At 60.0% G+C, this 19526-nt stretch carries 20 protein-coding genes and 1 tRNA gene; 13 read left to right on the plus strand and 8 right to left on the minus strand.

Annotated features, from left to right (window positions below; genetic code table 11):
- Window positions 1–121: 121 nt before the first annotated feature.
- The gene (locus AC1D17_RS17300; RefSeq protein ID WP_477566602.1) at window positions 122–856 is read right to left on the minus strand and encodes a rhomboid family intramembrane serine protease; all 735 of its coding nucleotides are present in this window, start codon (window positions 854–856) and stop codon (window positions 122–124) included.
- A gap of 423 nt (window positions 857–1279) precedes the next feature.
- On the opposite strand from AC1D17_RS17300, the gene AC1D17_RS17305 reads away from it, so the two are divergent.
- The 6 genes from AC1D17_RS17305 to AC1D17_RS17330 all read left to right on the plus strand — a co-directional run bounded on the left by AC1D17_RS17305 (window position 1280) and on the right by AC1D17_RS17330 (window position 7011).
- Window positions 1280–1918: a PAS domain-containing protein gene (locus AC1D17_RS17305; RefSeq protein WP_477566603.1), complete on the plus strand. Its 639-nt coding sequence runs from the start codon at window positions 1280–1282 to the stop codon at window positions 1916–1918.
- Between the two features lie 87 nt (window positions 1919–2005).
- A complete protein-coding gene (locus AC1D17_RS17310; protein WP_477566604.1) occupies window positions 2006–2614 on the plus strand; it encodes a PilZ domain-containing protein in 609 nt (202 codons plus the stop codon).
- 619 nt (window positions 2615–3233) lie between these two features.
- Window positions 3234–3842: a transglutaminase-like cysteine peptidase gene (locus AC1D17_RS17315; protein WP_477566605.1), complete on the plus strand. Its 609-nt coding sequence runs from the start codon at window positions 3234–3236 to the stop codon at window positions 3840–3842.
- Between the two features lie 404 nt (window positions 3843–4246).
- A complete protein-coding gene (locus tag AC1D17_RS17320; protein WP_477566606.1) occupies window positions 4247–4999 on the plus strand; it encodes a hypothetical protein in 753 nt (250 codons plus the stop codon).
- Window positions 5000–5175: 176 nt separating this feature from the next.
- A complete protein-coding gene (locus tag AC1D17_RS17325) occupies window positions 5176–6666 on the plus strand; it encodes an SPOR domain-containing protein (RefSeq protein WP_477566607.1) in 1491 nt (496 codons plus the stop codon).
- A 78-nt stretch (window positions 6667–6744) separates the two neighbouring features.
- Complete coding sequence (locus tag AC1D17_RS17330) at window positions 6745–7011, plus strand: hypothetical protein (RefSeq protein ID WP_209846037.1); 267 nt, start codon at window positions 6745–6747, stop codon at window positions 7009–7011.
- Between the two features lie 69 nt (window positions 7012–7080).
- On the opposite strand, the gene AC1D17_RS17335 is transcribed toward AC1D17_RS17330, so the two are convergent.
- Both AC1D17_RS17335 and AC1D17_RS17340 read right to left on the minus strand, forming a co-directional pair.
- On the minus strand, window positions 7081–7518 hold the full coding sequence (locus AC1D17_RS17335) for a DUF1489 family protein (RefSeq protein WP_477566608.1): 438 nt from the start codon (window positions 7516–7518) through the stop codon (window positions 7081–7083).
- A 71-nt stretch (window positions 7519–7589) separates the two neighbouring features.
- The gene (locus AC1D17_RS17340; RefSeq protein ID WP_477566609.1) at window positions 7590–8990 is read right to left on the minus strand and encodes an L-serine ammonia-lyase; all 1401 of its coding nucleotides are present in this window, start codon (window positions 8988–8990) and stop codon (window positions 7590–7592) included.
- A 257-nt stretch (window positions 8991–9247) separates the two neighbouring features.
- Here AC1D17_RS17340 and AC1D17_RS17345 point away from each other — a divergent pair, with 257 nt between their 5' ends.
- The 3 genes from AC1D17_RS17345 (at window position 9248) to AC1D17_RS17355 (ending at window position 11508) form a co-directional block, all read left to right on the plus strand.
- Window positions 9248–9940, plus strand: coding sequence for a DUF599 domain-containing protein (locus tag AC1D17_RS17345; RefSeq protein ID WP_477566610.1), 693 nt, complete (start codon window positions 9248–9250; stop codon window positions 9938–9940).
- 83 nt (window positions 9941–10023) lie between these two features.
- Window positions 10024–11031, plus strand: a complete 1008-nt coding sequence (locus tag AC1D17_RS17350; protein WP_477566611.1) for a heparan-alpha-glucosaminide N-acetyltransferase — start codon at window positions 10024–10026, stop codon at window positions 11029–11031.
- A 3-nt stretch (window positions 11032–11034) separates the two neighbouring features.
- The gene (locus tag AC1D17_RS17355; RefSeq protein ID WP_477566612.1) at window positions 11035–11508 is read left to right on the plus strand and encodes a methyltransferase family protein; all 474 of its coding nucleotides are present in this window, start codon (window positions 11035–11037) and stop codon (window positions 11506–11508) included.
- A gap of 4 nt (window positions 11509–11512) precedes the next feature.
- On the opposite strand, the gene AC1D17_RS17360 is transcribed toward AC1D17_RS17355, so the two are convergent.
- Window positions 11513–11899: a MerR family transcriptional regulator gene (locus AC1D17_RS17360; protein ID WP_060638414.1), complete on the minus strand. Its 387-nt coding sequence runs from the start codon at window positions 11897–11899 to the stop codon at window positions 11513–11515.
- A 166-nt stretch (window positions 11900–12065) separates the two neighbouring features.
- Window positions 12066–13487: a magnesium transporter gene (mgtE, locus tag AC1D17_RS17365; RefSeq protein WP_477566613.1), complete on the minus strand. Its 1422-nt coding sequence runs from the start codon at window positions 13485–13487 to the stop codon at window positions 12066–12068.
- Window positions 13488–13743: 256 nt separating this feature from the next.
- On the opposite strand from mgtE, the gene AC1D17_RS17370 reads away from it, so the two are divergent.
- Complete coding sequence (locus tag AC1D17_RS17370; protein ID WP_477566614.1) at window positions 13744–14244, plus strand: peptide deformylase; 501 nt, start codon at window positions 13744–13746, stop codon at window positions 14242–14244.
- 64 nt (window positions 14245–14308) lie between these two features.
- Here the strand turns inward: AC1D17_RS17370 and AC1D17_RS17375 are convergent.
- Window positions 14309–14393 (minus strand) — tRNA-Leu (locus tag AC1D17_RS17375).
- Window positions 14394–14587: 194 nt separating this feature from the next.
- Between AC1D17_RS17375 and lipB the strand changes: the two genes are divergently transcribed.
- Window positions 14588–15346, plus strand: a complete 759-nt coding sequence (gene lipB, locus AC1D17_RS17380) for a lipoyl(octanoyl) transferase LipB (protein WP_477566615.1) — start codon at window positions 14588–14590, stop codon at window positions 15344–15346.
- Here lipB and AC1D17_RS17385 read toward each other — a convergent pair.
- Window positions 15319–16581 (minus strand): zinc metalloprotease, encoded by a 1263-nt coding sequence (locus tag AC1D17_RS17385; protein WP_477566616.1) that lies wholly within the window; start codon window positions 16579–16581, stop codon window positions 15319–15321. The genes lipB and AC1D17_RS17385 overlap by 28 nt on opposite strands.
- Window positions 16582–16698: 117 nt before the next feature.
- A complete protein-coding gene (locus AC1D17_RS17390) occupies window positions 16699–17649 on the minus strand; it encodes a DMT family transporter (protein WP_477566640.1) in 951 nt (316 codons plus the stop codon).
- 182 nt (window positions 17650–17831) lie between these two features.
- Between AC1D17_RS17390 and AC1D17_RS17395 the strand changes: the two genes are divergently transcribed.
- Together AC1D17_RS17395 and AC1D17_RS17400 are read left to right on the plus strand one after the other, a co-directional pair.
- Window positions 17832–18227, plus strand: a complete 396-nt coding sequence (locus AC1D17_RS17395; RefSeq protein WP_264219027.1) for a helix-turn-helix domain-containing protein — start codon at window positions 17832–17834, stop codon at window positions 18225–18227.
- Window positions 18228–18317: 90 nt separating this feature from the next.
- Entirely contained in the window at window positions 18318–19445 is a 1128-nt protein-coding gene (locus AC1D17_RS17400) for an S-(hydroxymethyl)glutathione dehydrogenase/class III alcohol dehydrogenase (protein ID WP_477566617.1), read from the plus strand.
- Window positions 19446–19526 lie beyond the last annotated feature (81 nt).

The following is a 19526-nucleotide window of genomic DNA, read 5'->3' on the forward strand; positions in this document are numbered from 1 at the left end:
ACTCCTCACGGTTCACTGCCTTCGGAGGAGAATGGTGCGCTACAGCCTTGTGAAAATCAAGCGTTCTCGGCAATCTTTCAAAGCCCATGCGGGCTTTCAAGGCTCAGCCGGCATTCAAGGCTCAGTGACGGGGATCGAAAAGGCCAAACAGCAGGAAGCCGAACAGGAAGCCGCCGATATGCGCTTCCCAGGCAATGCCGCCTGCCCCGCCAAAGGCAAAGACGCCCAGGCCGATCAGGAAATTGGTGAGGAACCAGATGCCGCTAAAGACGACCACCGAGCGGTTCGACAGCGCCTCGCCGACCGTCAGACGGCGGTTGAGATGGGCAAATTGCCGGCTGATGCGGCCGCTGGGAGAAAAGACAAACCGCGCGGCAGCCCCCATCAGGCCGGCGACGACGCCCGAGGCGCCAACCACAAAGATCGTTTCACCCCAATGGAAGGCCACATGTAACGCGACCGCAGCCACGGCCGATAGGCACCAGAAAAGCAGAAAACGCGCCGAGCCGATCCGGCGGATAACCGGGGCGCCGAACGCCACCATCCAGAAGCCGTTGAAAATCAGGTGTTCCCAGGAACCGTGCAGCAAGGAATATGTCAGCGGGCTCCACAGCCAAGCCAGATTCTGATCCGCCAACGGGTGATCATACCTGGCGGGCCAGAACGCGAAATTCACGATCACCTCGTTATCAATGGCCGGCGATAGGAGGTAGGTGCGCACGGCATGGATGACCACCAGCAGCGCCAGCATCGCGACAAGGCCCGACGGCAGATTGAACGCCGGTTCGCTGACCCGCGCACCATTGTCTGCCTCAGCGCCCTGCGGCGGCGTCGCACCGTCAGTTTGGTCTGTCATGCTATTTCCGATTCCTTCTGCCGGTACATCCACTGACGGCGCTCATGCCCCGCTCTATACGATTCACAGCCACGTCAAAAGCGGCGGGATACGCGGCACTTGTTCGCACGGCTTGCCGTCGGAGATCAAATCAAAAGGATTTGCAAAGACAGCCGCTATCCCGGCGGCGAAAAAAGGCCGTCCAGTCAAGAACTGAACGGCCGGTGAGCCCAAAAAAGACCGAGCCCTTAAGTCTGTGTGCCGAAGGCAACCCTTCGTGAAGTGATGTCCTTTGATGCCATCGGAGCCGGGCGCTTTCAATCTAAACCAAACATTAACCTTAATATCGGGCTGGCACGGAAATCGCACTGTTATCTCTGCAGGAACGTATTTCCCGCCACCTGTGCCAAAGCGGCACATATGTGTTTCGAACGGAATGAGAGCATGCGCAGCAAGGCCGCTATAGAGATCTACGCCTATTGGGACGAGTTGCGGGGGCATCGCGAGGTGCCGGCCCGCAGCCAGATCGAACCGGCCCATATTCGCAATATCCTGGCGGATCTCTTCATTCTGGAAAAGACACCGCGCGGCGACATTCGCTTCCGGCTTGCAGGTACGCGCATCTGTGCCCTGTTTGCGCGCGAACTGCGTGGCTCGACATTCGATGCACTCTGGCTTGCCGAGCAAACCGGCCGCCTTGCAGGCATTGCCGATGACGTAATGACACAGAAGGCGCCGGTCGTTCTCACGGCATCCTCCCTTGCCAACAGCGCCGATTCTGTACCAACGGAAATCATCCTCCTGCCGTTGCGGTCGCCGGATGGCCGTGTGGACCGGATCATCGGCGCGTTGGCGCCGCTGTCGAGGCCGCCTTGGCTGGAGGCCACGCCCGTCAACTATCTCGATCTTGGCGGTCTGCGCGTGCTCGATATCGAAAAGACCAACCTGTTTCTGCAGAGCTGGCCGGAAAAGAGCCGCCCGGAAAGGCCCCTGCCCGCATCCGCACCCGCCGATCATGGAATAGCCGGAGCGATCCGCCGCGTCCTTCATCTCCGGGTGTTTGAAGGCGGCCGGCAAGACTAGCCAGCAGCGCCCAAGCCCATAACGAACCTTCTGTTAACCGGATCAGGTTAAAGCTGTGTCCTGGATGGACATCGCACAAGTGTGGTCATGTATTCGTTTCAACAAGCGCAGACTACCGGCCCCAAGGAGCACAACGAAGGCGCTTTTCAGCGCGTTTCGGTGAACCTGACGGGACGCCTGATGCTTGCCAATCACGACGAATTCGAATGCACCGCGATCGACATGTCGCCGGGCGATGTCTTGTTCACCTGCGAAGCACGGCCACGCACGGGCGAACGCATCATCGCCTATATCGATCATGTCGGTCGCCTGGAAGGCACTGTCTCGCGCCTTTCCGAAAACGCCTTTGTCATCCAGATCAACGCCACGGACCGCAAGCGCGAAAAGCTCGCAGCCCAGCTGACCTGGATTGCCAACAAGCACGAGCTCGGCCTGCCGGAAGACCGGCGGCACGATCGTCTTGCACCGCGCAAGACCCGCACGGAAATCACGCTGGAAGACGGCAGCAAATATGTTTGCCGCATCATCGACCTTTCCCTGTCCGGCGCTGCCGTCGATATGGAGACCCGCCTGCCGCTCGGCACCACTGTTCTGCTCGGCAGCATGAAAGGCCGCATCGTGCGTCATTTTCAGGAAGGCGTGGCGATCGAATTCCTGGGAATTCAATCGCGTGAGGCTCTGAGAGAGTTTCTTTAGACGCGCGGCGTAATCGCAACGACCTCAACTCTATACCGATGGCGACAAGGCCGGATTTGATCACGGCAACATCTCGGCATTCGGCCTGGTTCCGTCCGCCGTGCCCTGCGATCGGGGAGCCGCACCCGTGCGGCCCTCAAGCGCCCCAATATGATACAAATCTCGGCGCGGATCGGCACAGGTTTGACGAAAACACAGCCCCGCCGCAATTTTTCGTTCCAGAATAAAAAATAATTTCCGCCGGTTTTTCAGTCACTCTCGGCATAGAGAGGCATTCGACTTGGCGAACAAAGTCTAAATCGGCAATTCATTGTTCTTTTCATCGCGCCCGGTGATCCCAATTTGCGATCACAACGACAGCGCGCAGGCACTATCCCTGCACTCAAAAATACCAAAATTTCCGCGGGATAGATGGTTTCGCACAGCTTAATGCCTTATGTGCCAATGTGAGAATACATCAAATTTTAAACGCATTTGAATCAAATAAACATCAATATCTATTCAAGTTTAGTTTGAGATTTCTACTTATTTCACTCGGTTTTGTACTTTATTTTACCTCCAATTTTCGCCCGCGATAAAAAACTCGGTGTCATTGTCACTCCAGAACGGGGAGACAAGCATGACAACGACAACATTCCTGAAGGCCGTCCTTATCGGCGCGTTTCTTTCTGCCGCAGCGGCGCAGTCGGCTTTTGCCCTGCCTGCCAACATGATCACCGGCGGCGCCACCAACCCGCCTGTGGGGCACTATGAATTCTGCCGGAGCCTGCCGCAGGAATGCCGCGCCAATCCAGGCGATACCGCACCGGTCGAACTGACCCGCGACGGCTGGAAGACGATTCTGGAAGTCAATTACGACGTCAACGAGAAGGTCGCGCCGCTGACCGACATGGAAATCTACGGCGTCGAAGAACACTGGGCCTATCCCGACAAGGTGGGAGATTGCGAAGACTACGTGCTCCTGAAGCGCAAGCGCCTGATGCAGGCCGGCTTTTCGCCTTCCGACCTGTTGATCACCGTCGTCCTCCAGCCCAATGGCGAAGGTCATGCAGTCTTGACCGTGCGGACGGATCGCGGCGACTTCGTCCTCGACAACATGCGCAACAAGGTGCTGCTGTGGTCGGATACGGAATACACTTACCTCAAGCGCCAGTCGGAACAGAATTCCGGCCGCTGGGTAAAATTGCAGGATGGCCGCACGGTGGCTGTCGGCAGCGTCACTCAATAACACTTGCAGATACGAGACATACGCGGCCCGGCCCAAGATGCCTGGGCCGCGGATGAAAGGCCTTCGGTCAGTCCCCAATCCCCGTCCCAGATCAAGGCTCTTCTGGCCGGTTCCGCTGTCCCCGGAACCGGTCTTTTTCTTTTTTGCGCAACAGGAAAGCCTGCCTCGGTCACCACCTCCCCGCAGCGCACCGGATAGCGACGCGGCGTGGCACAGGCGCCACCGCCACAGCTCGCAGGCGACCGAAGGGTGCGGCGGAATTTACCAAAAATTAACCATGTTGACGCAGCTTGCAAGCACGCCTTTACCCAGCACGCTCCATGCCGCCCATGTTGTTTCATTTCGGGACGGAAGGCGCCTGCAGCTATACCGCCCGTTAACGAGAACAAGGCAGCGCGCCGCCGATGACAACCACGTCCACAGCTGCAGGAAATGAAGAACACGCTTCGCTGATTTCGCCGCGTTTCCTATACGCCCTGACCGCAGTTATCGTCGGCTTTGCGGCGCTGACAGCAACGATCAGCCTTGCCGGCCGCCGGTATGGTGAAAACCTGGCGTTGGCCGGCCACTCGACCAGCACCGAGATCAACGACATCATCATCGGACAGGACCATCTGCGGCTTCCATCGAACGTCATTCGCTTCGAGCAGCAACGCATGACCGGCGTTGCCGAACGTGCCGATCTCTACCTCACCTGGCCAGGCCTGCAGGGATACACCGGCGAGACACGGGCGCGCTTCAACGACGTCAATCATCCGGAATCACTTATCTTCCTGGATATTTCCCAAAGCACGATGTCACGCGACATGTCGGGACGGATCGAGCCGATCTACCAGCACCTTTTTTCCGGCGCCCCCCTGCCCGCCCCGGCGGGATTGGTAGGTCACACGATGAAGGAAAATTCCGGCTACGGACAGGAAGTTTTCTTCACTGCCGAACGTGACGGCAATACACCCTATGCCGTGCGTTGCATCATGCCTGCAACGCCCGCTACGTCCACTAGCGCCGACTGCCAGCGCGATATTCATGCGGGCCGCGATCTTGTTGTGCTTTACCGCTTTTCCAGCCAATTGCTGCCACAATGGCAAGCCATCGACAACGCCGTCGAGGCCTTCCTGAACGACAGACTGGTACCCTTGGATTCTCCGAGGCTCTGACCTGCGAGCCACTGACCGTGACGCGAGAGCAGACGACCTGTACGAAAATGCAAAACAACACGACGGATTATAGAAACCAATCATTCATCATAAACCGATTGGTAACGCTATCCCGATAGAGTTTCGAGAACAGTCGTTTCTGGAGGCCACGCCCGGACGACATCTGTGAAAATAGAATGAAGAGTAGTGTAGTGTCCAAATCCATAGTCAACGGCTCCGCTCCATACGCCCCTGTGCTATTTTTCAAGAAGGCGTGCCGGGTTCTGCTGGTATCACTGGCCGCATCATTGACGGTAATCTCCGCCGCCTCCGCCGCGCAATATGCGGGTATCGTTGTCGATGCCAAGACCGGCAAGGTGCTCTATAGCGAAGACGCCGACAGCCTGCGCTATCCGGCATCACTGACCAAGATGATGACGCTTTACCTGACCTTCGAGGCGCTCGAATCAGGCAAGATCAGCAAGAACACACCTGTTCCGTTTTCCAAGAATGCATCTGCCGAACCGCCATCGAAACTCGGCGTGCGGTCGGGCAATTCGATCACCGTCGAACAGGCTATCCTTGCTCTGGTCACCCGCTCTGCCAATGACGCTGCAACGGCGCTTGGCGAGTTGCTCGGTGGCTCGGAAGAACGCTTCGGCCGGATCATGACCAACAAGGCGCGTGCGCTTGGCATGACCCGCACCACCTATCGCAACGCCAATGGCCTGCCGAACGATGCGCAGATGACAACGGCACGCGATCAGGCCCGGCTCGGCATGGCGCTGCGCCAGCATTTTCCGCAGTATTACTCCTATTTCTCCACCCGCAGCTTCCGCTTCGGCAAGCAGACGATCGGCAATCACAACCGGTTGCTTGGCAATGTCCGCGGCGTGGACGGCATCAAGACCGGCTATACCCGGGCTGCCGGCTTCAACCTGGTGACATCGGCCCAGGCTGACGGCCGCAGCATTGTCGGCGTTGTCCTCGGCGGCAAGTCCGGCGGAGCCCGCGACGCGCAGATGCGTGCGCTCGTTGCCAAGTACATGCCGGCCGCTTCGCGCCGTGGCGATGGCAATCTCGTTGCCGAAACCGCGGATGCCCCGACCATGCAGGCGCGCGCTGAGGCCCAGCCGGCGGAAACAGCTCCCGCGGAAACAGCTGTCGCCGCGACYGGTGGAAGCTTCAACTTGCCGAACAGCGGCCCGGTTCCGGATTTCCGCTACAGCGGCGAAACCACGCAGAGTATCGAAGTCGCCTACGCCGAACCGGTCAAAGCCAGCACCAATCCTCTCGTGAACAAGAACGTCATGCCGAACTCGCTGGAAGCACAGAGCCAAAGGCTTGCCAAGGCTGCCCCGGCCGCCGATGTCGATAATCAGATCACCAATTCCGTTGCCAAGCCGGCAACTGAAACGGCTGAGACCGCCGACAACGCACCGGCCGGTTGGGTCATCCAGATCGGAGCAACGCCGGACAAGGACCAGGCGATGACATTGCTTGAAAACGCCAAGGACAAGGGCGGCAAGGCCCTGCGCGGTGCAACTCCCTTCACGGTGGCTTTCGCCAGCGGCGACGGTCATCTGTACCGGGCCCGCTTCGGTGGTTTCTCCAATCAGGACAAGGCCGTAAATGCCTGCAAGACCCTGAAGCGCAAAGGCTTCGCCTGCTGGGCAAGCCTGCAGTAGGACATCAAAAGTTTCGATCAGCGGCCTGTGTTTGCCGGTGATCCTCCTCGGATTTGGTTTTGCGTAACGAGGTTAGTTATGGGAATGAATGAGAATGGTCCGGGCATGACGCCCGCACCGGACAAGAAGCGGAAATCACCGCGTTCCGGCCTGCATCCTTTGCATGAAGCCGCCATGCGGATTGCCGAACTCGGCAGCCGGCCCCGGTCGAAGACCAAGGATCTGGTGACGCTGCTTCTGACGCATGGCGCGCGGGCATGGCGCTCGACACAGCCGGATGCACAAATCCATGTGCATGTGACCTCGCCGTCCGGCCGCTATCCGATTAGGCTGCGGATCCGGTAACGGCAACCATCATTGAACAACGATCAAAACCCGGCAATGCCGGGTTTTTTTCATTCGGATGCTCAATTCCTAAAGAAGGCCGAGTTCGGCGAGTTCGCGGCGCAGTTCCAGCGGCATTTCCGCCGTGCCGGCGCCAAGGGCCGAGAGATCGCGCGGCGCTTCGTTGTCCAGAAGATAGCGCCAGCCCTGAAACGCGCGGCGCGGCTGATAGACCGTTTCGATGACTTCCGGACCGAGGATGAGATTGCAGCGGCCGATGCCCTCGGCGTCGGTGAAGGTTTCGATGCCGGTCAGCCGCTGGCGGGCCTGAACCTGCCCCTTGATCACCCAATAGAGCGATCCACCGTCCAGCAATTCCTCGACACGCTTCGGCACCATGCGCGTCGTGTGGTAGGAATGCGGCTCGAGACCGGCGGCAATAGCCGTCAGTGCCTTGCGCGAAACCCAGTCACGAAGGTCGTCAATCGATTCTGCGCCAACGCAGAGCTTGATGAGATGCAGCGCCATGGCCGGAGTTGAACACCCAGTCACCCATCGCGGTCAAGCCTGTTCTTGACCGCTCCACAACACGAGACTGCTCAGCACTCGACAACGTTGACGGCAAGGCCGCCCGTCGAGGTTTCCTTGTATTTGTCGTGCATGTCGACACCGGTCTGGCGCATCGTCTCGATGCAGGCGTCGAGCGGCACGAAATGCTGGCCGTCGCCCTTGATTGCCAGGGAGGCGGCGGTGACGGCCTTGACTGCTCCCAGCGCATTGCGCTCGATGCACGGCACCTGGACGAGGCCGGCGATCGGATCGCAGGTCATGCCGAGATGGTGCTCCAGCGCGATTTCAGCCGCATTCTCGATCTGTTCCGGCGTTCCGCCCATGACAGCGGCAAGTCCGGCCGCTGCCATTGCCGAGGCCGAGCCGACCTCGCCCTGACAGCCGACTTCGGCGCCGGAGATCGAGGCATTGAACTTGATGATGCCGCCGATCGCAGCAGCCGTCAGAAGATAATCGCGGATGCCGTGATGATCGGCATCGTCATGAAAATGCAGGTAGTAGCGGATCGTTGCCGGAACGACGCCTGCAGCACCATTCGTCGGCGAGGTGACGACGCGGCCGCCGGCGGCATTCTCCTCGTTGACGGCCATGGCGTAGACGCTCAGCCAATCGTTGGCGAGCAAGGGGTTCACCTTGTTGGAGCGCCATTCGTCCTGCAGCTTGTCATGGATCATGCCGGCACGGCGGCGAACCTTCAGGCCGCCAGGCAGGATACCGGATGCCGTCAGGCCGCGATCGATACAGCTCCTCATCGCCGCCCATATCCGGTCGAGACCCTCGTCGAGCTCTTCCCGCGACATCGAACATTCCTCGTTCGCCCGCTTCATCTGGGCGATCGACAGGCCGGAGCGCTCCGCCATCTCGAGCATCTGCTTGGCCGTCGAAAAAGGATAGGGAACCTTGACGCCGCCCGGTTTGGTCTTGCTCGCCTTCATGGCTTCGAGTTCGGTATCGGTGACAACGAAGCCGCCGCCGATGGAATAGTAGACGCGCTTCAACAGCAGTCTTCCGTCCTTGTCGAAGGCGGAGAAGGACATGCCATTGGCGTGGCCGGGCAGCGGCACCTTCTTGTCGAACACCAGGTCGGTCTTCGGCTGGAACTCATAGGAGGGATGGCCCGCAGGGGTGATGCGGCCGGTCCGCTCGACTTCCTCGATAATCGGATCCATGCGATCGGGATCGATTCGGTCGGGGCGCTCGCCCATCAAGCCGAGGATCACCGCCCTGCCCGTGCCATGGCCGATGCCGGTAAAGGCCAGCGATCCATGCAGGCTGGACTTGATCGAGGCGACGGTGGCATTGGTCGGGCGCGGCCAGTCGCTCGACAGGATTAGGTCGAGAAAGCGGTTGGCGGCAGACATCGGACCCATCGTGTGCGAGCTGGATGGGCCGATACCAATCTTGAAGACATCAAAAACCGAAAGAAACATTCGAACTCCGCCCCGGGGACTGCAGGACCGGACACGATTGCCGGGCCACGATCATTGCATTGAAACTAGGCCATACTGCGCTCGCCATCAGTCGATCAACCGACATCCACTCCTGTGCCAGCGACACGGGCTGACGGCCCAGTGGCTCTAGCACGATTCCTGCCCTTTAAATCGCCATGCGCGGCCGCTGATTTCAAGGGGTGGGGTAAAGTTTCACGGTGCCTTGCAATTTCGGCAAACCATGCCAAAAACGGGGCATGACATTTACCGACTATATCGCACTGGCGATCTTTGCGCTGCTGTGGACCAGCTACAACTGGGCCACGGACGGCAAGGTGCACCTCAAGCGCATCAGCCTGACGCGGCTGATGATGGAGAACCGGCGGCGCTGGCTCCTCAATTCGCTCAATCGCGACCTGAAGATGATCGACACCCAGATCGTTGCGGGTCTGCAAGCCGGCACCGCGTTTTTTGCCTCAACCACGATCTTTGCGCTTGGCGGCTGTTTTGCTCTTCTGGGCGCAACCGACCAGGTCCAAGCAATCATGGGTGACCTGCCCTATGTCTTTCATGGCGGGCGCACGGCCTTCGAACTGAAGGTCGGCGGCCTTGCCTGCCTGTTTGCCTATTCCTTTTTCAAATTTGCCTGGTCCTACCGGCTGTTCAACTATTGTTCGATTCTCGTCGGCGGCATTCCGATGATGTCCGACATGATGCAGGATCGCGCCGGGGCCGAACGCGCCGCCGGGCGCGCCGTCAAGATGAACATTCTTGCGGCCAAGCATTTCAATGCCGGGCTGCGCAGTGTCTTCCTGTCGATCGGGTATCTCGGCTGGTTCGTCAGCCCCTATGTCTTCATCGCACTGACGGTCTTCGTCATTTTCGTTTTGACCCGGCGGCAATTCTATTCGGAAGCGCGCGAAGCCCTTCTTGACGACACGAACCCCTGAAAATCTTGGCAACAGCCTTGCGACGCGTTGCGCCTGACGCAAGCTCGCCGCGCTATGATCCCGCCATTGGAAACGATAGAACCATGTCCATTACCGACGCAGTCACCGAAACCGGCAACGGAACGGCCCCACCGGTCGCCGCAGGACGGCGCGGCCGCATCTGGGCGATCGACGCGCTGCGCGGATTTGCCCTGATCGCCATGGCGACCTACCATTTTTCCTGGGACCTTGAATATTTCGGCTATCTCGACCCCGGCACAGTCGGGACCGGGGCGTTCAAGCTCTATGCGCGGATGATCGCCAGCAGTTTCCTGTTCCTGGCGGGCGTCAGCCTGGTGCTCGGCCACTATCCAGTCTTCAAGCCTCGGGCCTTCGCCATTCGCTTTGCCAAGATCGCGGCTGCGGCGCTCGTCATCACCATCGCCACCTGGTTTGCCTTTCCCGACAGTTTCATCTTTTTCGGCATCCTGCATTCGATCGCCGCTGCAAGCCTGATCGGCCTTGTCTTCCTGCGCCTGCCCGCCGTCCTGACGCTTCTCCTGGCTGCCGCCGCCTTTGCGGCACCGTTTTACCTGCGCTCGGCCATTTTCGATACGCCGTTTCTCTGGTGGGTCGGACTGTCGGAGACCCTGCCGCGCTCGAACGATTATGTGCCGCTGCTTCCCTGGCTGGCGCCGGTACTTGCCGGTATCGCCATCGCGCGCATTGGACTCAGCTTCGGATGGCTCGAGAAACTGCGCACCGATGGCAGCGCGCGGTGGAAAACGATCCTGACAGCCGCCGGCCGTCACAGCCTGATCATCTACCTTGTGCATCAGCCGCTGTTGTTTGCGCTGGTCTATGCCTATTCGCTTGGTTTCCCGGCGGCCAAACCCGACCCGGTCGAAACCTATCAAAACAATTGCGTGGCATCCTGCAGCCTGCAGGAAACCGCAGCGCTCTGCACCACCTTCTGCGGCTGCACCCTGGACAAGCTGATGGAGGAAAACCTCTTCGAACCACTGAATGAAGGTAAAATCGACGTCAAGACGGATGAGCGTATTGCGCGAATCGCCGGTCAATGCACCATTGCGTCACAACGCAAGGAATAGGATATGGACGCCTATCGTGCCAAACCGCTGACCTACCCCTGGCCCCCGTTTCTCTATGCGGCGGCCTTTGCGGCGGCGGTGATCTTGGGGCGGACGCTGCCGATTTCAGTCGTCCACGGTCATGGCTGGGCACCCTGGCTTTCAGGCTTGGGGCTGATCGTCGTTGCAGTCTGTCTGGACATCTGGGCAGTGAAGACATTGATCGAACGGCGCACGGCGGTTCTGCCGCATCGTTGCACCTCCTATCTGGTCACCTGCGGACCATTCTATTTCACCCGCAACCCAATCTATCTCGGTTACACGCTGATGATGGTCGGTTTCGGCCTGATCACCCTCAATCCCTGGTTCTTCATCATGGGCAGTGCGTCCGTCGCGGTAATGACCGTCTTTGCCATCCGCAACGAAGAACGGCACCTGTTGTCACGCTTCGGCTTCGAATTCGAACGCTACTGCCGCGCCACCAGCCGGTGGATCTGATCGTTCAGGTACCGACGCCGATTTCAGCCAGACGGGTCAGGCAGGCCTCCTCGACATTGCCGAGTTCCTCCAGCGTTTCCTCGATGTCCTTGCGCTTCTGGTTGAGCTCGTCGCGTTTTTCTTCGACGCGCTTCATCAGCAACCGCAACTGTCCTGCTTCGCCCGGTGGATCCCGATAGACCTGAATGATCTCGCGGATCTCGGCGATGGTGAAGCCGATACGGCGGCCGCGCAGGATTTCCATGATCAGGCGGCGATCGGCAGAACGGAACAGACGGGTCCGGCCGCGCCGCTCGGGGTGAATCAGTCCCTCGTCCTCATAGAACCGCAACGTCCGGGTCGAAACCCCGAATTCCCGTGTCAGCTCCGTAATGGTATAGTACTTGTTCACGCCTGCCTCGCCTGACGCCGCGGCCAGGAGAATCGGGCGAAATGCGCCCGACAATGCAGCTGCGGTTGAAGTGTTGCACCGGGCAGCATGCCTGATGTGCGGCCGCTACGATGTCAAAAGACAGTTTGATTGACTTTGACGTAAAAGTCAAATTTTCACACGGGTATCAACTGACGCGAAACCACCACGTGGCAAGCCCCAGAAAAGCGAAAAAACCGGTGACATCGGTGACCGTCGTGACGAAAACCGCCGAGGAGACGGCCGGATCCGCACCGAAACGGTCAAGCAACAGCGGGATCATGATACCGGCAAGGGCGGCGGCAATCATGTTGATCAGCATCGCAGCCGCGATGATGCCGCCGATATTGTAGTCCTGAAACCAGGCTCCGGCGACGATGCCGATCAGCAAGCCGAACAGCATCCCGTTGAAGAGGCCGACACCGGCCTCGCGGCGAACGATGCGCCAGGCGTTGTGAATATCGAGATCGCGCGTGGCAAGCGCGCGCACCGTCACGGTCATCGTCTGCGAACCGGCATTGCCACCCATGCCGGCAACGATCGGCATCAACACGGCAAGGGCGACGATCTGCTGGATTGTCGCCTCAAACAGCCCGATGACCGATGCGGCCAGAAATGCCGTCAAGAGATTGACCATCAGCCACGGCACGCGCGACCGCGACGTGCTGCCGATCGAATCGGACAGTTCTTCGTCGCCGACGCCGCCGAGGCGCATCAGGTCCTCCTCGGCTTCCTCCTGAATGACATCGACGACATCGTCGATGGTCAGCACGCCGACCAGCCGGTTGTTCTCATCGACCACGGCTGCGGACAGAAGGTCGTACTGCTCGAACAGCTGGGCTGCTTCTTCCTGGTCCATCTCGGCCGGCACCGGATGGTTGGTTTCGCGCATGATCGTCTCGATCTTGACCGATCGCTTGGTGCGCAGCACGCGGTCGAGATCGAGCGCGCCGAGCAGCTTGAAGGTCGGATCGATGACAAAGATCTGGGTAAAGCTCTCGGGAAGGTTTTCGTCCTCGCGCATGTAGTCGATGGTCTGGCCGACCGTCCAGAATGGCGGCACCGCCACGAATTCGGTCTGCATACGGCGCCCGGCCGTGCTTTCGGGATAATCCAGCGAGCGCCTCAGCCGCACCCGTTCGGTAAACGGCAGCTTCGACAGGATCTCTTCCTGATCCTCCTGGTCGAGGTCCTCCAGAATGTAGACCGCGTCATCGGAATCCATTTCGCCGAGTGCTGCGGCGATCTGCTCGTTCGGTAGATGCTCGACGATATCGAGGCGGATCGCCTCATCCACCTCGGTCAGGGCCGAAAGATCGAAATCGTCCCCCAGAAGCGAAACCAGCGCCCGCCGCTGATCGGGCTGGATCGCCTCCAGAAGGTCGCCCATTTCGGATGCGTGCAGCCGCGCGACGTGCTGGCGCAGATAGAGGAGATCGCGGTCGGCAATGGCTGCGCCGACATGCATCAGGTAGTCGGAGCGCACCGACCCGTCTTCGCCGTAGATATCCGAGCCATCATAGACATCGGCTTCCGGGCGGTCTTTTTCCTGCTCGCCGGTACTGTTCATGTGCCCGCCCTCAATCAAATTGCAGCCATCCAGGACGCCGGCGTGAAACCGGGCGGAAGCAGGAAGGCAATGCCATAGACCGGTGGTCGCGGCGACCTTGAAAAAGCAAACCGCCCGTCTCTGCTAACCCAACAAACCCGCAAGGTCCACCACCCGGCGCGCCAACAGCGAGATCCCGCCGCATTTTTGCCCAAGCTGTTGCAAAATCATGTGATTTGTTTAGCTCTGGGGCAACAGGAAAACACGGAGATGAACCTTGCCCATACAACCAATCCTGCGGTTTCCGGATCCGCGATTGAGCAATCCGGCACTCCCCGTCGAGCGCTTCGACTCCGGTCTTGCAGCCCTTGCGGCGGACTTGCTCGACACGATGCGGGCAGCGCCCGGGATCGGCATCACCGCGCCGCATATCGGCATCTTACAGCGCCTGACGGTCATCGAACTCGACCCGGCTTCGGGCCCAAGAATCTACGTCAATCCCCAGGTTGAATGGGCCTCGGCTGAAACGATCTCGCATGCGGAAGGCAGCGTCTCGATGCCGGGGATAACGGACGACGTGGTCCGGCCCCGGTCGATCCGCGTCCGCTACCAGACGATGGAGGGCAAGGTGACGGAAGAGGAAGCAGACGGCCTTTTGTCCATCTGCCTGCAGCACGAGATCGATCAGCTCGACGGTATCTTCTGGCTGCAACGGTTATCGCGACTGAAGCGCGACCGCGCAATCAAGCGCTTTTCGAAGCAAGGGAAAAACGGCTAACCTTTGAAAAGAAGGCAGAAAAAAACCCGCTGTAAGCGGGTTTCTTGTTTGGCAAGATGCCAAATGGTGCGGTCGAGAAGACTCGAACTTCCACGGGTTGCCCCACAGCGACCTCAACGCTGCGCGTCTACCAATTCCGCCACGACCGCATCGTGGTAGGTGCCGAACTGCTCCGGCGGGGCTGCATGTAGCAAAAGCATTTGGGGTGCACAAGGGCAGGATGACAGAAAATTGACGGCTGCATCAACTATTTCAACAGGCTGGTTCGCGCGCCCCTGAGAATGCTGGACTCTTGGCGCTTTGCATACCATTTAGAAAACAAATCAACGGGATTGCCTGGGTCATGCAACGCGAAAACCTTGAGAAAACTTTCTTCGCCGCCGATGGTTTTGCACCGGCGCGATGGAGAATCGCCCCTGCACCGGTCGAATATGCCGAGGCCATCGAGACAATGGAGCGCGAGGCAGCGGCAATCGCTGCCGGCGAAGCGGACGAGCTTGTCTGGCTCGTCGAGCATCCGCCGCTCTATACCGCCGGAACCAGTGCCGACGCCGCTGACCTGGTCATGCCCGACCGCTTTCCGGTGTTTCAGACCGGCCGCGGCGGCGAATATACCTATCATGGCCCAGGCCAGCGGGTCGTCTATGTGATGCTCGACCTCAAACGCCGCAAGCAGGATGTTCGCGCCTTTGTCGCGGCGCTCGAGAGCCTGGTGATCGAAACGCTTGCCAGCATGAATGTCAGGGGCGAACGGCGCGAGGACCGCGTCGGCGTCTGGGTGCGCCGTCCGGAACGGCCGCCCCTGCCCGACGGTTCGATGGCGGAGGACAAGATCGCCGCGATCGGCATTCGGCTGCGCAGATGGGTGAGCTTTCACGGCATGTCGCTGAACGTCGATCCCGATCTCGATCATTTCGGCGGTATCGTGCCCTGCGGCATTCGCGGCTATGGCGTCACCAGCCTGGTCGATCTCGGCCTGCCGGTGATGATGGCCGATGTCGATATCAGGCTTCGACAGGCATTCGAGGATATCTTCGGCCCAACCGTCAATGAGGCCAACTGTCCGCCGTCCGGTCAGGAAAACAGCCGGTCGGTCGCGTAGACGATCGCATAGCCGTGCAGCGCGACAGCGGAGTAGAGACCCAGGCCGCTGAGGAGCCGCTCACTGCCCGTCATCTCATCGAGGCGATGGCGCGGCTTGACGCCGCCATGTCCCATCATGCTCAACAAGGCAAACACGGCGAGCCCCGCCAGCAATGCCGGCGCCGGCAGGCCGATACGCCAGCCGATGCCGGCAATGATCAGGGTAATGAGGAAGCTTCCGGCCATGCGGCTGACACGCGAGTGGAAAACCTGGCGCAGGACCTGGCCGCCATCGAACCGGTTCATCGGCAGGAGGTTGAGCAGGTTGAAGGCGCCGAGGATCAACAGGAAAATCAGAACCGCCGTCCCCGACACCGAGGCGAAAACGTCATCGCCGGCGACCTCATGCAGAACAATGGCGATCGGGATGAGGAAGGCCGACATGCCAGCACCCATCAGGGCGCAGGTGGCAACCTCGAAGAGCGAATTGTAGGGCCTGCCGCCGATGGCGACACCGCCCAGCAGCGGCACGAAAATCATCCGCACCGTCTTGTGACCGAAGGCGCGGTAGGCGGCCATATGTCCCAATTCGTGCAGCACGATGACCACCGTCAAAAGCGACGACAGCAGCAGGCCGTTGCGGGTGAGACCAAAGAATGGCCACAGAAGCAGCGTCGACAAGAGCGCAAGACCGGATTGGACAAGCGGATGCTCGAATGGAACACGCGCCGGCTTGCTCTGCCCGGTCTCGAGCCATTGCTGCAAGGCGTTCATCTCGCGCCGCAAGGCAAAGAAGCGAAAGAGCAGGAAAGCGATGCCGCGGTAACGATCCGTCTGCTCGATCGTCAGATGAACCACGCCCCCATCTTCGACGAGCCGCCGGTGCTCGCGAAAATCCTTCCAGAACACGGCATCCAGCGCGCTGTCGTCGAGGACACGGGCATCATACTCACTACCCGGCACCGTTTCGGTGATCTCAAGCAACCGCACGATCGGCTGGCCGTGCCGGTCGAGATGGGCATAGCCCTGCTGGACCCTGTTGGGCGCGTCCGGCACAATGCGGCTGGCCAGAACGGAATGATGCCAGTCCGCAGACGCTCCCAGCGGAAAAACAGCGCTCCAGATCTTGGCCCGGCTTGCATGGAACGATCTGCGTACCCGCACGGTGCGCAACCCCAGCGGGACGGCCAGCAGAAGCCATAGCAGCCCGACATTGAGGACAAGAAGCGCGATCGCCGGTGCATGTGTCGCCATATGCGCTCTCCCATTGATCGTCAGCCGAACGCCCGTTTCGTCATGAAACGGGGTAAGCCTAGACCGGGGGTCGTTGCCAATACGGAAAGAAGGAGCGTTAGCAGAGGCTTGACGGATTCAGTCAATTTTTACCATTAACCCGGCCCGCCGCTCCCGCCAGATCATGAACAGGCCGGAGCCGATAATGATGGCGATGCCCAGCCATTTCGACAGTGTCGGAAACTCACCGAAAATCAGGAAACCCAACGCCGTGCCGGTGATGATCTCCAGGTAATGGAACGGCGCCAGAAGCGACACGGGCGCGGCCTGGAATGCCTTGACCACGAGAAGGTGGCCATAGCCGGAGATGGTGCCGAGAGTAACAACCAGAACCCAGCCCAGCGTGGAATTGGGCAGCGACGGCACGAAATCCACGGATCCGGCGTTGTAGCCGACCGCGATAACGCCGGTCATGAACAGGGAGCCGCCGATACCGGCGATGGTCTGCATCGTCAAAGGCGTATCCGCATTGCCGACCACCCGGTTCAATAGCAGATAGCAGGCGAACAGGAACGCGCAGAAAACCGGCAGCAACGACTTCAGACCGAATATCTCGAAGCTTGGCTGGATGACGATCATGGCGCCTCCGAAACCGATGAAGATGGCGAGCCAGCGCCGCCAGCCGACTTTTTCACGCAGTATCAAAGCCGAAAGACATGTGAGGATGAACGGCTCGACGAAATAGATTGCGAAGACATCGGCAAGCGGCATGTATTTTACCGAGACGAAGAACAGCAATGCCGCCCCGGCAAGCAGCACACCGCGCAACAGATTGAACCAGAGGCGCTTCGGCCTCAGGGCGCGCAGGCCACCGGTCGACAGCAGCATCGGCAGCACGGAGACCAGCTGGAAGAAGAACCGGTAGAACGTCACCTGCGCCGGCGACATGCCCTGATAGACCGCCATATATTTGGCGATCGCATCCATGCAGGGCAGGATGATCATCGCCACCAGCATGATCGCGAGACCTTGCATGACGGTATGTGTGGGCGTGGCGGCAGTGCGCGTGGAAGGGGTCAAGCTGGAAATCCCATTTTAGGCGCGGTGCGGAAGTGCACGCACGGAAGGCGCATTTGGCGGCTTTTTTGACGTGGAAGGATGCCCAATTTCGCCGCAGGCCCTCTAAATTGCAACCGTGAAAGTCTTCGACCGCAATCGCGGCCGCCCGGGAACTCGACCCATCCAAGCCCAAAGGGCAAAAGGAGAGACCGATGCGTCTATCGACCGAAACCGCCTTGGCAATGTTGCGCAGGCCAAGCGACAATGACACGCTGGGAGGCCGCATCTGGCGGGCGCGCGATGCGATGAGCCTCTCGGTCAAGGATCTTGCCGACAGGCTTGGAGTCCGCGGCGATACAATCTCCGCCTGGGAGCGCGACCGCTCCGAACCCCGCACCAACCGGCTGTTCATGCTTGCCGGCGTGCTTGGGGTCACCCCAGCCTGGTTGATCGCCGGTATCGGCGAAGCGCCGAAAGACGATCTGTCGAACACGATTTCCGGCCAGTTGCGCGACCAGCTGGCGCAAGTGAAGAAATTGCACGAGCAGACGGGAAAGGCGATCTCTGCCCTTGAGATGGAGCTCAACCGCGTCCTACAGGACATGTAGTATTTCACGACCGATTCTCAGCCGATTCCGGCTTGAGCGCCATCGACCACTCTGCGATTGTGGTGCGAATTCATTTCAGGGAGAACAACCATGGACGTACGCGCCGCCGTTGCCGTGCAGGCTGGCAAGCCACTCGAAATCATGACCGTTCAGCTCGACGGCCCGCGCGCCGGCGAAGTGCTGGTCGAGGTCAAGGCGACCGGCATCTGCCACACCGACGAATTCACSCTGTCGGGCGCCGATCCGGAAGGCCTGTTTCCGGCCATCCTCGGCCATGAGGGTGCCGGCATCGTCGTCGATGTCGGCCCGGGCGTCACCTCGCTGAAGAAGGGCGACCACGTCATCCCGCTCTACACGCCGGAATGCCGCGAGTGCTATTCCTGCCTGTCGCGCAAGACCAACCTGTGCACCTCGATCCGMKCSACKCARGGCCAGGGCCTGATGCCGGACGGCACGAGCCGCTTTTCCATCGGCAAGGACAAGATCTTCCACTATATGGGCTGCTCGACCTTYGCCAATTTCACGGTTCTGCCCGAGATCGCACTGGCCAAGGTCAAYCCGGACGCGCCGTTCGACAAGATCTGCTATATCGGCTGCGGCGTGACGACCGGCATCGGCGCCGTCATCAACACGGCGAAGGTGGAGATCGGCTCGACGGCGATCGTCTTCGGTCTCGGCGGCATCGGCCTCAACGTGCTGCAGGGCCTGCGCCTTGCCGGCGCCGACATGATCATCGGCGTCGACATCAACAAYGACCGCAAGGCCTGGGGGGAAAGGTTCGGCATGACGCATTTCGTCAATCCGAAGGAGGTCGGCGACGATATCGTTCCCTATCTGGTCAACCTGACCAAGCGCAACGGCGATACGATCGGCGGCGCCGATTACACGTTCGACTGCACCGGCAACACCAAGGTGATGCGCCAGGCGCTGGAGAGTTCRCATCGCGGCTGGGGCAAGTCGGTGATCATCGGCGTTGCCGGTGCCGGCCAGGAAATCTCCACCCGTCCGTTCCAGCTGGTGACCGGCCGCAACTGGATGGGCACCGCCTTTGGCGGCGCACGCGGCCGCACCGATGTGCCCAAGATCGTCGAGTGGTACATGCAGGGCAAGATCCAGATCGACCCGATGATCACCCACACGATGCCGCTCGAGGACATCAACAAGGGCTTCGACCTGATGCACGCCGGCGAAAGCATTCGCAGTGTCGTGATCTACTAGGACGACCCAAAATCGCCTTGGATTTCCTGCGGATCGAAGCAGAAAATCCAAGGCAGCGCCGCGCCCATTCCGGGTCGCGGC

It is taken from the genome of Pararhizobium sp. P1_E7, from assembly GCF_056405855.1.